Annotated in this window: 14 protein-coding genes; 9 read left to right on the forward strand and 5 right to left on the reverse strand. The window is 40.4% G+C overall.

The genetic code is table 11. The features are described 5' to 3' along the window. Positions 1–143 precede the first annotated feature (143 nt). The 3 genes from NSQ64_RS04085 to NSQ64_RS04095 all read left to right on the forward strand — a co-directional run bounded on the left by NSQ64_RS04085 (position 144) and on the right by NSQ64_RS04095 (position 4,006). A complete protein-coding gene (locus tag NSQ64_RS04085) occupies positions 144–1,052 on the forward strand; it encodes a diacylglycerol kinase (protein WP_007496845.1) in 909 nt (302 codons plus the stop codon). Positions 1,053–1,113: 61 nt separating this feature from the next. Continuing rightward, positions 1,114–2,487 carry a 23S rRNA (uracil(1939)-C(5))-methyltransferase RlmD gene (gene rlmD, locus NSQ64_RS04090; RefSeq protein ID WP_341015203.1) on the forward strand — a complete coding sequence of 458 codons (1,374 nt, stop codon included), beginning with the start codon at positions 1,114–1,116 and terminating at the stop codon, positions 2,485–2,487. Positions 2,488–2,852: 365 nt separating this feature from the next. Next, positions 2,853–4,006 (forward strand): IS3 family transposase gene (locus NSQ64_RS04095; RefSeq protein WP_341015206.1). Its coding sequence is split into 2 segments (ribosomal slippage): positions 2,853–3,126 and positions 3,126–4,006, totalling 1,155 coding nucleotides; the frame shifts between segments, so codons are not numbered across the junction. Positions 4,007–4,077: 71 nt separating this feature from the next. Here the strand turns inward: NSQ64_RS04095 and NSQ64_RS04100 are convergent. Together NSQ64_RS04100 and NSQ64_RS04105 are read right to left on the reverse strand one after the other, a co-directional pair. Continuing rightward, the gene (locus tag NSQ64_RS04100; RefSeq protein WP_125590641.1) at positions 4,078–4,413 is read right to left on the reverse strand and encodes a hypothetical protein; all 336 of its coding nucleotides are present in this window, start codon (positions 4,411–4,413) and stop codon (positions 4,078–4,080) included. A gap of 25 nt (positions 4,414–4,438) precedes the next feature. Continuing rightward, positions 4,439–5,980, reverse strand: coding sequence for a T7SS effector LXG polymorphic toxin (locus tag NSQ64_RS04105; RefSeq protein ID WP_203144172.1), 1,542 nt, complete (start codon positions 5,978–5,980; stop codon positions 4,439–4,441). 543 nt (positions 5,981–6,523) lie between these two features. Between NSQ64_RS04105 and NSQ64_RS04110 the strand changes: the two genes are divergently transcribed. Further along, on the forward strand, positions 6,524–7,498 hold the full coding sequence (locus tag NSQ64_RS04110) for a tRNA dihydrouridine synthase (protein WP_341015210.1): 975 nt from the start codon (positions 6,524–6,526) through the stop codon (positions 7,496–7,498). 106 nt (positions 7,499–7,604) lie between these two features. Next, positions 7,605–8,459, forward strand: coding sequence for an SMI1/KNR4 family protein (locus NSQ64_RS04115; RefSeq protein WP_341015212.1), 855 nt, complete (start codon positions 7,605–7,607; stop codon positions 8,457–8,459). Positions 8,460–8,513: 54 nt separating this feature from the next. Here the strand turns inward: NSQ64_RS04115 and NSQ64_RS04120 are convergent, their stop codons facing one another. Further along, a complete protein-coding gene (locus NSQ64_RS04120) occupies positions 8,514–8,885 on the reverse strand; it encodes a hypothetical protein (protein ID WP_007496834.1) in 372 nt (123 codons plus the stop codon). 181 nt (positions 8,886–9,066) lie between these two features. Here NSQ64_RS04120 and NSQ64_RS04125 point away from each other — a divergent pair, with 181 nt between their 5' ends. Beyond that, positions 9,067–9,504, forward strand: a complete 438-nt coding sequence (locus NSQ64_RS04125) for an Rrf2 family transcriptional regulator (protein ID WP_041093161.1) — start codon at positions 9,067–9,069, stop codon at positions 9,502–9,504. A 64-nt stretch (positions 9,505–9,568) separates the two neighbouring features. Beyond that, complete coding sequence (locus tag NSQ64_RS04130) at positions 9,569–10,483, forward strand: NAD(P)/FAD-dependent oxidoreductase (RefSeq protein ID WP_341015214.1); 915 nt, start codon at positions 9,569–9,571, stop codon at positions 10,481–10,483. A gap of 10 nt (positions 10,484–10,493) precedes the next feature. Here NSQ64_RS04130 and NSQ64_RS04135 read toward each other — a convergent pair whose 3' ends face one another. Then, entirely contained in the window at positions 10,494–10,694 is a 201-nt protein-coding gene (locus NSQ64_RS04135; RefSeq protein WP_251211098.1) for a hypothetical protein, read from the reverse strand. Between the two features lie 113 nt (positions 10,695–10,807). Between NSQ64_RS04135 and NSQ64_RS04140 the strand changes: the two genes are divergently transcribed. Beyond that, positions 10,808–11,455, forward strand: a complete 648-nt coding sequence (locus NSQ64_RS04140) for a DUF3885 domain-containing protein (protein WP_341015217.1) — start codon at positions 10,808–10,810, stop codon at positions 11,453–11,455. A 34-nt stretch (positions 11,456–11,489) separates the two neighbouring features. Here the strand turns inward: NSQ64_RS04140 and NSQ64_RS04145 are convergent, their stop codons facing one another. Continuing rightward, positions 11,490–12,818, reverse strand: a complete 1,329-nt coding sequence (locus tag NSQ64_RS04145; protein ID WP_159145482.1) for a 6-phospho-beta-glucosidase — start codon at positions 12,816–12,818, stop codon at positions 11,490–11,492. A 204-nt stretch (positions 12,819–13,022) separates the two neighbouring features. Here NSQ64_RS04145 and NSQ64_RS04150 point away from each other — a divergent pair, with 204 nt between their 5' ends. Further along, positions 13,023–13,754: a MurR/RpiR family transcriptional regulator gene (locus NSQ64_RS04150; RefSeq protein WP_047946793.1), complete on the forward strand. Its 732-nt coding sequence runs from the start codon at positions 13,023–13,025 to the stop codon at positions 13,752–13,754. The last annotated feature ends 2 nt before the right edge of the window (positions 13,755–13,756 follow it).

A 13,756-nucleotide genomic window follows, 5' to 3' on the forward strand; every position in this document is an offset into this window, starting at 1 on the left:
AGAATGTTGATCTGCTGAGGGAAACGTACCGTGAGATTTCAAATATTAGGGGGTTGTTCTGTTGCCATTTTCAAATCTCATAGTATAATTAAAGGTTGTTAGTGGTGAAAATAGATTGCATAATGATAATAGGATGATGATGAATGAAACGTGCTCGAATTATATACAATCCGACATCTGGACGTGAACTCTTTAAGAAGAATTTACCGCAGGTTTTGCAAAAATTTGAACAGGCTGGTTATGAAACATCTTGTCATGCGACGACATGTGCAGGAGATGCAACACAAGCAGCCGAAAAAGCCGCACAGAGAGATTTTGATTTAATTGTAGCAGCTGGTGGAGACGGCACGATTAATGAAGTCGTCAATGGATTAGCACCGCTTGAAAAAAGACCAAAATTAGGAATCATTCCAGTTGGAACGACCAATGACTTCGCAAGAGCACTTGGCATTCCAAGAGAAGATATTTTAAAAGCGACAGATGCCATCATTGATGGTGTAGCAAAGCCGCTTGATATTGGTAAAGTGAATGGACAGTATTTCATTAATATTGCGGGAGGCGGCCGATTAACAGAGCTGACCTATGAAGTGCCTAGTAAGCTGAAAACCATGCTAGGACAACTTGCGTATTATTTGAAAGGCATGGAGATGCTTCCTTCCATTCGCCCGACAGAAGTCGAAATTGAATATGACGGCAAATTGTTTCATGGAGAAATCATGCTGTTTCTTGTTTCACTAACAAACTCAGTAGGCGGCTTTGAAAAGCTAGCACCAGATTCCATTCTAGATGATGGGATGTTTGACCTGATTATTTTAAAGAAAGTCAACCTAGCAGAAGCCATTCGAGTGGTCAGTCTTGCACTCAGAGGCGAGCATATTCATGATAACAATGTCATCTACGCAAAAGCGAATCGCGTGAAGGTAGATGTAAAAGATAAAATGCAATTGAATTTAGATGGTGAATACGGCGGCATGCTGCCAGGTGAATTTGAAAACCTGTATCGCCATATTGAATTTATTGTGCCAAAAGCAACAGCTGAAAAAATAGGGTGAAGACTAAACTTGGTTCCTTATGGCGACCAAGTTTTTCTTTGCAAATGAGGTGATAAAATTGGTGAAAATGAAACCGCCTGTTGAAAAGAATGAATACTACAATGTAACCTTCGAAGATTTAACGCACGAAGGTGCAGGTGTAGCGAAAATTGAGGGTTTCCCTGTGTTTGTACCGAATGCCCTTCCTGACGAACAAGGGAAAATCAAAGTCACACGTGTCAAAAAAGGATTTGCTTTTGGACGACTCATGGAGCTGACAAAGGAAAGTCAGCACAGGCAAGATGCGCCATGTCCTATCTATAAGCAGTGCGGAGGCTGTCAAATCCAGCACATGAGCTATGAAGGCCAGCTGCAATTTAAACAGAAACAAGTAAAGGACGTATTGGAGCGGATCGGCAAGCTTGATATGAGCCGTGTAAAAGTTCATCCTGTACTCGGCATGGAAGACCCTTGGAATTACAGAAACAAAGCACAAGTACCAGTTGGTGAACGAGAAGGCGGACTTGTTGCAGGATTTTATCAGCAGCGTACCCATGAAATCATTGATATAGAAAAATGTTTGATCCAGCAATCAGAAAATGACGAAGTGGTACAGGCAGTAAAAGACATCTGCAATGCGTTTGGCATCAAAGCATATAACGAAGAGCGGCATAAAGGCTGGTTGCGTCATGTCATGGTTCGCTACGGCATGGCAACAGGTGAAATGATGGTTGTGTTTGTGACTAGAACGGCTGACTTTCCGCAAAAGCAGCAGGTGATTGAGCAGATTATAGCACGCTTCCCACACGTTCGGTCAATTGTGCAAAACGTGAATTCAAAGAAGACAAATGTCATTTTCGGAGACGAAACGACTGTTTTGTGGGGAGAAGAATACATTTATGACACGATTGGCGACATCAAATTTGCTATTTCAGCCCGCTCGTTTTATCAAGTAAACCCAGCTCAAACAAAGGTGCTTTATGACAAAGCGCTTGAATATGCCGAGCTGCAAGGAGAAGAAACCGTGATCGATGCGTATTGCGGAATCGGTACAATTTCCTTATTTCTCGCACAAAAAGCAGGCAGAGTATATGGCGTGGAAATTGTGCCAGAAGCGATTGAAGATGCAAAACGCAACGCTGCCTTAAACGGAATCAACAACGTCGAATTCGCAGTCGGCGAAGCAGAAACGGTTATCCCAAACTGGTACAAAGAAGGCATTAAAGCAGATACTCTTGTCGTTGATCCACCAAGAAAAGGCTGTGATGAAGCACTGCTTGATACGATTTTAAAGATGAAACCGAACCGTGTTGTGTATGTGTCCTGTAATCCTGGGACGCTTGCTCGTGATTTGCGTATTCTTGAAGATGGTGGGTATGTGACGGAGGAAGTGCAGCCAGTGGATATGTTTCCGCATACGAGTCATGTGGAGTGCGTGGCGTCTTTATATAAATAAGGGTTTAAGAGCGTACAAGTTACGATTTATAACAAAATCAAAGAAAAAACAGCAGACCGCGGGAAGTGCAAGAAATTTTGACAGAAAACCTTGTTATTGATCGAAAAGAGATGATGCGCTGATCAAATAAGAATATTTCCTTGATTTGTTGGCCGAGGGGCATGCGAAAGGAATTACGATAAATAGCCTTCGGATTTAAAAAGGTATCTTCAAATAAAACAAAGCTTACGAAATATGTTCAGTTAAAACAAAAGAAAGCTCTTCTTTATTGGGACTGACCCCCTAAGATGAGACAAATAAAAAACACCTTCAAGTTTGAAAACGGATCGTTGTGATCCGAAATAAAACATGGAGGTGTTTTTTCTATGGGGACAAGAGTGAGTTATCCGGCTGAAGTCAAACAGAAGGCTGTAGAAATGAGATTGGCAGGCGTACCTATGAAAGAGATCATGCAGGAATTGAATATCAAGAATAAGACGCAGGTTCAGACATGGGTGAGATGGCATAAAACTGGGGATACACACAGGTTCGAACAACCTGTTGGAAAACAATATACCTATGGAAAGGGTCCCGAGTACTCTTCTGAATTAGAGAGACTTCAGGCAGAAAATCGCTATTTGAGTCAACAGAATGAGGTTTTAAAAAAGTACAACGAATTGGAAAGGAAGTTGATAAGGAAACGTCAATCAAACTGGTAGATGAATTGTGCAAAACGATGACGGTACTGGACATCTGTGTCCATTTAGGCATCTCACGCACTTCGTATTATAGATGGAAAAAGAATCTGACTCAGAATCATTCTAAAAGACAACTAGAGAAACAGGTCGGCACGTTGTGCCGAAAGCACAAATATCGATATGGTTATCGGAAAATCACAGCCATACTAAAAATGGGAATGCGTATTAACCATAAAACTGTTCAACGTATCATGCAGAAAAACCAGTGGCAATGCCGGGTTAAAATGAAAAAGCGTAAGAAGAATGGGCAGCCCTATGCCGTGGCTGGTAATATACTGGATCGGAATTTTCAGTCTGATCGCCCTCTTGAAAAACTAGTCACGGACATCACGTATTTGCCTTATGGACAGAAACAATTGTACCTTTCCAGTATATTGGATTTATATAATGGAGAAGTGATTGCTTTTACAATTGGTGATAAGCAGGACACAGACTTTATCTTAAACACACTTAATCAGCTCCCAGCACTTCCTGAGAATTGCGTGTTACATAGCGATCAAGGTTCTGTGTATACATCTTACGAGTATCAGAAAGCTGTTCATATAAAAGGCATTACCATGAGCATGTCCCGTAAAGGGACGCCCGCTGATAATGCCTCCATCGAATCGTTTCATTCCTCACTAAAGTCTGAAACGTTCTATCTTAACAGGATTGATCGCACTACGACCACCATCGTAGAACGCACTGTCAAAGAATACATTTATTATTATAACAACATTCGTATTCAAACGAAACTAAACAACCAATCACCGATAAACTATCGGCAATTGGCTGTTTCATAAAGGTGTTTTGATCCCTGTCTCAAAAACGGGGGTCAGTCCCATTAGAGGGGCTTTCTTTTGTTATTCGTCTGTTATTTATCACTGTCCAATTCCCATATTTTTTGACCGTCCGGTAAATATACTGCTGTTGGTGGATCGTTATAAAGGGAAATTTCAGTAAAAGCATTACCTTCTTTCAGCCATTCATAAACAATACCACAATTATTGGTAGGATTAGCTAATATTTTATTCGCTTTAAATCCAGCAGCATGGTATTCCGTGTAATTTACATCGTCATCTTCTAATCCATTGTCTGTTTCATAAACAGTATCTAGTTTACCGATAATTCTAAAACCACTTTCCCATTCTAGTATCATATCACTTTTTTCAAAATCTATTAATGTTCTAATTAATGAATCGTATCCCATGTATATCCCCTTCTGATAATGATTTTTATGGTCTCGCTGGTACTATGTGAGCTCCATCTTTCCCGTAATGTATCAATCCGTTAGTAGTTTCTAGATACGTTTTGGATTTGTGATCATAGTATTTTCCTATTACTTGACCAAAATTTATTCTTTCTCTATTTTTAGTGAACATATCCCCTTTTCCTGCAAACTTATCTAGTAATTCTTGTGCCTTTTTATTGTCTCCATAGAATATACTCTTGGTTTTACCATTCGCAACTTCTTGCTTATAGTTAGGTGCATCAGGAATATGTTTCTCTTGAGCGCCTGGTTTTACTTTTGCCGGGAAACCATTTACTTCACGATACGGACCTTTTGGTACGGAGTGTTTGCCGAAGGAAGGTGTTTTGACAATCTTCTTGGCTACTTTCTCTCCTTTCATGATTTTAAATACGTATTTTCCAACTTTAGCGATTTTAGCTACGGGTATCATGTACAAGCTTGATACTAGACGGTCCATGTCAGCGACTTTGTCACCTGATACAGGGTCTCTCCCTGTTATGATTCGAATTGCATCATTTATTCCTGTAAATTCAACCGCTGTATTTAAGATTTTTGGGGTTTGTTTTAAGTCGGAAATCTTTGTGATGCTCTCAATATTCACTTTGTTTTGGTCCGTTATTCGTAACCGATAGAGCATTCCATCTCGAATAACGTCAACTGTTTTGGCATTTGCGAAGTCAATCTTTTCATTTGTATTATATACTTTTCCATTTACGAACACGGCGTCTTGATTAATTTTATTAGAGGGTTTCCTATTTACAACCGTATCCACATTCGATCGCTCTTTATCATTCAGCTTATTAAGCATGATCGCCATTGGATTTCCATCGGGATTGTCTATTTTTTTATTCAATTCGTTTAGGTTACTGCTGATCTTTTTGTCTTCCTTATCTTTGAGAATGGATCCTTTTTTATAGGTGGTGATCCCGATTTTCGCACCAGTGAACATTGTGCCTAGAGTATCTATGTATTCCTTCATTGTTTGTATGGAGTTCTTGGTTTCATTCAAAGCACTGGCTTGTTCCCTGTCAAAGGCATGGAGCGTACCGATGGTTTTTGAGATGTTCATCCAGGCTTTTTGGTAACTGGCTTGAAAAGCAGACTCGTCAACACTTAGTAAATGAATGATATGGCTGACTTTGCCGATGGCGCTGCTCACATCTGACACGATATCAGATACGGCTCGTTCGGCATTTTTTAAACCTTGATCAAGCTCATGCTCAAGAAATGATTGAGAGATAAAGCCATTTTCATTTGATTCAAATGAATGAAGTGCTTTCTGAACTTTTTGGAGTGCGGCGCTGTATTCTCTAATTGTGACTTGAAAGAATTGCAAGAAAGGGATATGGCACTCTGCGTAAAACGCTCGAATCGCTTCTCCAGCTTCCCCCTTTAGTGAGCCATCCAATGAAATGATTCGATTGATTTGACTTTCAAGAGATTTGATATGTTGTGATTGTTGTATTAACTGTGTCAGTGTTTGATCAATTGTATGGTGTAAGGCCTGAACATCTAACGTTTTCATGGCATTCTCCTTTAAAGCTTGGTTACAATCAATAGCGATTTTACCATTATACGGAGAATGATTGGGAAATAAATACTTCATTTCTTGAAGATGAACCGATTTGCATAGGTGATAATGACTAGCTGTTCAAATAACGAGTGGAACAGTTTGAAAAGGTGTACGTTTTCACAAGCTTGTCGTGTGCTTTATTAACAGCACGTTGCATTTCCGATAGTAGCATAGAATCTTTTTGAACAATGTTTACGCCTTCTGAAATGTTTGATATTTTATATAGTGCTGATCGTATTTTGTTGATGTTTATTTTACGCTTCTTTTGCATCTGTCGATTATAAAAAAACCAAAATATTACCCAAAAGAATACTTTTAACTGCAAAATGATTTGCAATTATTGGTCATAGTTGATTATGATCAAGGCCTGTTATAATAAGGTTTTTAACACCAAGAATCAACGTTTGCGTTGGCTTCTTACTAAAGTATATAATGATATTTTACAGAAGGACATGCCCTATAAGGCGCTATGTCATGAGAGGAATTGGATGAAAGATGAGTAAAAATTTTTGGCGTGATTTACCACGGCCATTTTTTATATTAGCACCAATGGAAGAAGTGACAGATGTTGTGTTTCGTCATGTTGTGAGTGAGGCGGCGAGACCGGATGTGTTTTTTACAGAGTTTACAAACAGTGAGAGCTACTGCCACCCTGATGGCATTCAAAGTGTGAAAGGCCGCTTAACGTTCACCGAGGATGAGCAGCCGGTTGTTGCTCATATTTGGGGAGATAAGCCTGAGAACTTCAGACAAATGAGTATTGGAATGGCGGAGTTAGGATTTCAGGGGCTTGATATTAATATGGGCTGTCCTGTCCCAAATGTCACGCAAAACGGGAAGGGTAGTGGATTGATTCTTCGCCCAGACGTTGCGGCAGAGCTGATTCAAGCGGCAAAAGCAGGGGGATTACCTGTTAGTGTGAAAACAAGACTAGGGTTTACAGAGGTCGATGAATGGCGTGGTTGGCTCAGACACATTTTGGAGCAAGACATTGTGAATTTGTCGATCCACCTTCGCACAAGAAAGGAAATGAGCCAAGTAGATGCGCATTGGGAGCTCATTCCTGAAATTAAAAAACTGCGTGATGAAGTAGCACCTGATACGCTTTTGACGATCAATGGTGATATTCCTGATCGTCAAACGGGCTTAAAGCTCGCTGAGCAATATGGAATAGACGGAGTGATGATTGGGCGCGGGATTTTCCATAACCCATTTGCTTTTGAAAAAGAGCCGAAGGAGCATACAAGTGATGAACTGCTTGGTCTTTTAAGATTACATCTTGATCTCCATGATCAATACTCATCACTAGGTTTGCGTCCATTCAAGGCATTGCACCGTTTCTTTAAGATTTATGTAAAAGGATTCAGAGGAGCGAGTTTCTTAAGAAATCAATTAATGAACACATCATCAACAGATGAAGTGCGTGCAATGCTAGATGAATTTGAAGCGAGAAATCAAGAACAATCATGATCAACAAGAGGAGGGGGAACCCTTCTCTTTTTTTATGAATAGGACTATTAAACTAGTTCTCTCAAATGGTAAAATGAGATAGAAATAACAATTGGAGGTATTTTATTTGAAACCATTTTGGGACACAGACAGAGAAAGTGAAGAGACTTTTAAGAAAATCAATGAAAAAGGCATTGCAAAAGCGGAAAAGAAACTAGGCGTCATCTTGCCTGATACATATAAGAAGCTTATCCTCGAACAAAATGGCGGTTATACCCTGCATAATGCTTTTCCAACAGACCAGCCGAATGGATGGGCAGAGGATCATGTGTCATTTGATCATTTAAGAGGAATTGCCAAAGGCGAAGGTATCATGGATAGTGATTATTTAATAGAAGAATGGGAATTGCCTGAGGGGCTTGTACTGATTTGTGGGGATGGTCATACGTGGATCGCATTGGATTATAGAGAAACAAAGGAACATCCGCCGGTTCATTACTTTGATCTAGAATATGAGACGAATTTTAAATTAGCGGATTCGTTTGATGAATTGATTGCGGGGCATTATACCGCAGAGGATAGTGAAGAAGATGAAATGTCAGATGAAGAATGGCAGGCTGAATATGAAAAGCAGAATCCGCCATTATCAAAAGAAGAAGTGAAAGATATCTTTTTAACCAAAGACCCTGAACAGCTTTCAAAAATCTCGAATTTTCAAGTGGAACAAATAGATGATGTTAAGTGGATTTTTTCTGAGGTAGAAACGTATATGGATAGCCTTCAGAACGAAGAAATGTTAACGACTGCTGGCTGGGCAATCAATACGATCTTTATAATGAATGACGAAATGATTAAGCAGCATGCTGATGTTGTCGAGCATGCACGTCGTTTTGCGAAGCATTTGAGTCAATCAGAAATAGATGAAATGCCCCACATTGCCTTTAATATATCAATCGCATTGGAATTTGATTTAGAGGAATAAGTATCTATCATTTTAAAAAAAGACCCCCTCACCAAAAGGGGGTCACCAATTCCTTTACTCTGCACTCTCCTCAACATCACGGCTATCTTCTGTTTCACCAATATAAATAGGACCGTTTGCATGGTCGATTCGGATTGGCCATTCGTATGGGACTTGCAGGCGTCGTGCGATGGCTCTCCAAAATTTTGCAGAATCAAATTCTAGTTCTTGAAAGTCTTTAAGCAATTCTTTATAAGAAGATCCATCAAATTGAATGTACGAGTCTTGCAGACGCATAAAGGCGTAATGTCTCACTTCTAATGCTGCCGCAGCTTCCATTTCTTCTTCTGTTGCTTCGCCAATGATTGTTCCTGCGGGTGGAAGCATGTCGTATACGTTAAATTCCTCTTCTTCTTCGTGTGCTGCATTGTGCTGTTGATCTGACATTTTTTTCACTCCTTCTAGTCTTCATCAAGCTTTTATTCGTGCTTACTTCTATTATCGGAAGGAAATGCGAAATGTGGAATGAAAAAAGAAGCAGATCCACAATACTTGCTTTTTCTTCTTGAATCTTTTATGATCAATTACAGATATAAAAGGTCTACAATAGATAGAAAGGAATGTTTCTATGAAATATTCTAAAGCGACCAACTATGCGCTGCATACGATGGTCTTTTTAACCCTTGCACCAAAGGGGAAAGCAATAGGCGTTGAGCCTCTCGCCAAGATGCAAGATCTTTCGCCTACCTATTTATCTAAAATTTTAACAAAGCTTGTGAAGGCAGGATTGATTGAATCAACACCTGGCGCAAAAGGTGGTTACACCATTCTGAAAAAGAAAGAGGACATTTCGTTTCTAGACGTCATTCAGGCGGTAGAAGGACAAACCCATTTATTTCGTTGTTCTTTAGAACATGATTCTTTCATGCCTCATGATGACTGTTTGATTGAACAAGTCATGCAGGATGTTGAAACAAAAATGCAGGAGACGTTAAGTCAAAAGCGGTTAGTTGATATTGCAAGTCAAATAGAGCAGACAGAAAAAAATCCATTTTTCAACATGTGATTTTTTTGAACAAATTATAGATATTAAGAGTCTTTAAAATCTTGAATAAAAAGGAGAGATTGACATGTTATTAGATTGTGCCATTATCGGAGGCGGACCAGCCGGATTAAATGCAGCACTTGTTGTGGGGCGGGGCAGAAAACAGGTCATGATATTCGATGACGAGATGCCAAGAAATCGAGTGACTCAGGAATCACATGGATTTATTACAAACGATGGAATGACACCGTTTGAGATCAGACAAGCAGGAGAAGCGGATCTTCAAAACTACCCCAATATCCAAATCAAACGAAGCAGAATTGTGGAGATACAAAATCATGAGGACAATTTCGTGTTACTGACACAAGAAGGAGAAAGATTCGAAGCGAAAAAAATCATTTTGGCCACAGGACTTCAGGACATATTGCCAAAGATCAACGGGATTCATGATGTGTATGGAAAGACGTTGTTTAGCTGTCCTTTCTGCGATGGCTGGGAGCTGAAGGACAAGCCACTTGCCCTGATTGCAGAGAACAAGCGCGCTTTGCATATGGCGAAACTTCTTTCCAATTGGACAAAGGATTTGATTGTATTTACAAATGGACAGCAAGTGTTAGCTGAAGAGGAGAAAGCACTGTTATCAACACATTCTATTCAAGTGATTGATGTGCCAATTGTAGCGATCCATCATGACAATGGACAGCTGCACTCTATTCACCTTGCGAATGGGGAAACAGTGAAACGAGAAGGCGGATTTGTCGCAAGTGATTTCAAGCAGTCAACCCCTTTTGCTGAAAAACTAGGCTGTCAAATGACGAAAAATGGGGGCATTGAAACAGATATTCTTGGGCGTACAACCGTCAGCGGTATTTTTGCATGTGGTGATAATTTAGGCGGACCTGCTCAGCTTGTTCTTGCAGCAGCAGCTGGAAGTCAGGCAGGAATGGGCGTCATTCATGAACTTGTGCAGGAAGAGTTTCAACAAAAAACATCTCTGTAAAAAGAGATGTTCAGCGATGAGCGATTTTCCGTTTTGCTAAGACGTGAGCAGTCCATTCAAAAAGTGCGTAGATGATAAAGAAGATTAGGATCCAGCTGCTGACATCGACCCATACATTGGTGATTTGAATGATGTTCGCCTGATCAAGTCCAGCCTGTATCCACATCGTGATCAATGCGGTGAGGAACACCTGTAAAAACCATTTTTTCAATTGGTCACACCTCCATCTCTTTCTATCATATAAGAAATGACAGTTTATTTCCAATTGAATTTCCATCAGTTTCAACGGTAAAATAAGAAATAAAACCAATGGAAGGACATGAGATGAGCGATCAAACCAATCGTTTTTTAAAAAGTCATTTTCCTGAACTTGTCCTCGCGCCGCCTGTTTTTTATGGGTGGCCTTTTGGTCTTCGCTTTGAAGTGGCAGATTGGTCATTAGGAGAAGAATCGGTTGTATTAGAAAAAGCAGGCGATCGGGCTTTAAAAATTATCAGATATGCTTTTGATCCAGAAGACGATATTCTACTTGTCACGGATGTCTATACGCAGCATGAACATGAATTAACGAAGCAAAAGCTCCTAGTTTATCAGAAATATGCATACCGACAAGTGCGTCACCGATTGCGTCACGAGCATTTGACCTATATACAACCAAAACAAGAAGAAACAATGAAAATAGAGAGATTTACACTCATGTGTCAGCTGCAAGATATTCGATTGCGCCCGCTATTACAAGCCATATGCCAAGAGGATTTCTACAAACCGAATCAAATCATGAAAGGAAGGCTTGGTTATGACATTTATCTCATCAATCTCTCAAAACAGATGATTTTCCACTTATATGATGATCGAGGCTGTGATCTTATTGCGGCAGATCCAGAACATCTGCGTCCAGTTTATGAAGGTTTACAGCACTGGCTTTTAGACTATGACCGTGCTCAGATGGATCAGTTGTTTGCCGGGAAATAAGAAAAACCGCACTTTTCACAAGTGCGGTTCTGTTTTATGCTTCTACTTTTTTGAAAAACTGTGGCAGATATTCTTTGTGTGCTTCTAGCATTTCATCTAGGATGCTTTTTGCAATGGCATCTGATGGGACGAGCGGATTGATGGTCATGGCGACAAGTGCTGTGTTGTAGTCGCCTGTCACGGCTGCTTCAGCGGCTACACGTTCAAAGGATTTAATTTGAGAAATAAGTCCTTTGACAGCGACCGGCATTTCACCAACAGCAATTGGTTTTGGGCCGTCTTTTGTGATGACACAGTTCAGTTCAACGGCAGAATCATTTGGAATGTCACTGATGGCGCCATTGTTGATTGTGTTTACAGGCTGAATGTCATGCTTGTCGTTATAAATGGATGCGATCAAGTTACATGCTGCATCACTGTAGTAAGCACCGCCTCGTTTTTCAAGCTGTGGTGGCTTAATATCAAGATCAGGATCTTTGTAAAGCTCGAACAGGTCATTTTCTAGTGCACGGACGACTTCTGCACGAGTTCCTTCATTTTCTGCTGCTTTCTTCTCCTCAGCCAGCATATCACTTGTTTTGTAGTAGTAGCGGTGGTACGGACAAGGGATTACGCCAAGCCCTTTTAAGAAATCTGCATCCCACGGAATGGCTTGAATGTTGTTCATGGACATGGTGGAGTTTGGATCTGCCATGTCTTCGATCACTTGATCCATGATGCTTTTGCCATCTAAGAACACGTTCAGTCCAAAGACCATATGGTTTAATCCAGCAAAGCTGACTTCGACTCTGCTTGCGTCGACATCAAGTCCTTTGGCGATGCCCATGCGAATGCCGATTGGTACGTTACATAAGCCAACGACTTTGCGGTGGTTTGAATAGCGAAGTACGGCTTCTGTGACCATACCAGCTGGGTTGGTGAAATTCACAAGCCAAGCATCCGGGCATAATTCTTCAATATCTTTCACAATCTCAAGAATGACAGGGATGGTGCGCAGACCCTTGAATAGACCGCCTGGACCGTTTGTTTCTTGACCAATGACATCATATTTTAAAGGAATACGTTCATCCTTCATACGTGCTTCCAGTAATCCGACGCGGAATTGTGTTGTGACGAAATCAGCGTCTACCAGTGCTTTCCGGCGATCTAAAGTTAAATGAACCTCGATTGGAAGCCCTGCTTTTTTCACCATGCGTTTTGCAAGATTTCCGACGATCTCAAGCTTTTCTTTACCTGCTTCGATATCGACGAGCCAAAGTTCGCTTATTGGAAATTCCTCGTACCGTTTAATGAATCCTTCGACAAGTTCTGGTGTATAGCTTGATCCTCCGCCGATTGTGACAACCTTTAATCCTTTTGCCATGTTCTGCACCTCCGAATAATGTAACGCACAATGTTATAATAGAGTGAATCAATCTTTTATCATTTGTTTGTACATCTATAGCTTATCGTGAGAGTACCTTGTGCGTAAACGGTTTCAGCGTCTTTAGGCAAGGGTGCCCTATTTAGAGATTTGTTACATAAAAGAAACGTGTTGTGTCATGTTGTTGGAGAAAGGGGAAGTCAGATGTTTTCAAGTGAGGTCATTTCCAGCTTTAATGAACTAGAAAGCGCTTTATACCGATACATTATGGAAAACAGTGAAAAAGTCGTCTATATGAGAATCCGTGATTTGGCAGATGCCGCACATATATCGACCTCATCTGTCCTTCGCTTTTGTCGAAAAGTGAATTGTGAAGGCTTTTCAGAGTTTAAGGTGAAGCTCAAAATGTATTTAGAAGCAGAACAAACACCTTCTTTGAAAAGCACGCAGCATTTCCTGTATGAATTTATCGAACGGACACTTAAAGGAGATTTTGAGGAGAAGATTAAAGAGGCAGCGAAGCTCATTGCGGATGCAAAAAATGTGCTGTTTATTGGGACGGGCAGTTCTGGTATTTTGGCGCAGTATGGGGCAAGGTACTTTTCAAGTCTGGAGAAATTTTCGTTTTACATCAATGATCCATTTTTCCCGATGAATATGCAGTATTTAGACAATAGTGTCACCATTGTGCTGTCGGTATCAGGAGAGAACAGTATTACGATTGATCATATTTCGAAACTAAGAAGAGAGGGCAGCACGATCATTAGTATTACAAACAATCAGCACTGTACAATTTCTCGTATTTCTGACTTGAATATTGCTTATTACGTCACAGACGAACGAGTCCATAGAGCCAACATCACTACACAGACACCCGTTGTCTATATCCTAGAAGCAATGGCGCGTGACATGTTTGCGATGTTAAAAGAAAAGTAAAA

Origin of the sequence: Bacillus sp. FSL W8-0183 (assembly GCF_038006825.1) — a bacterium.
GTDB classification, from domain to species: domain Bacteria; phylum Bacillota; class Bacilli; order Bacillales; family Bacillaceae; genus Bacillus; species Bacillus altitudinis.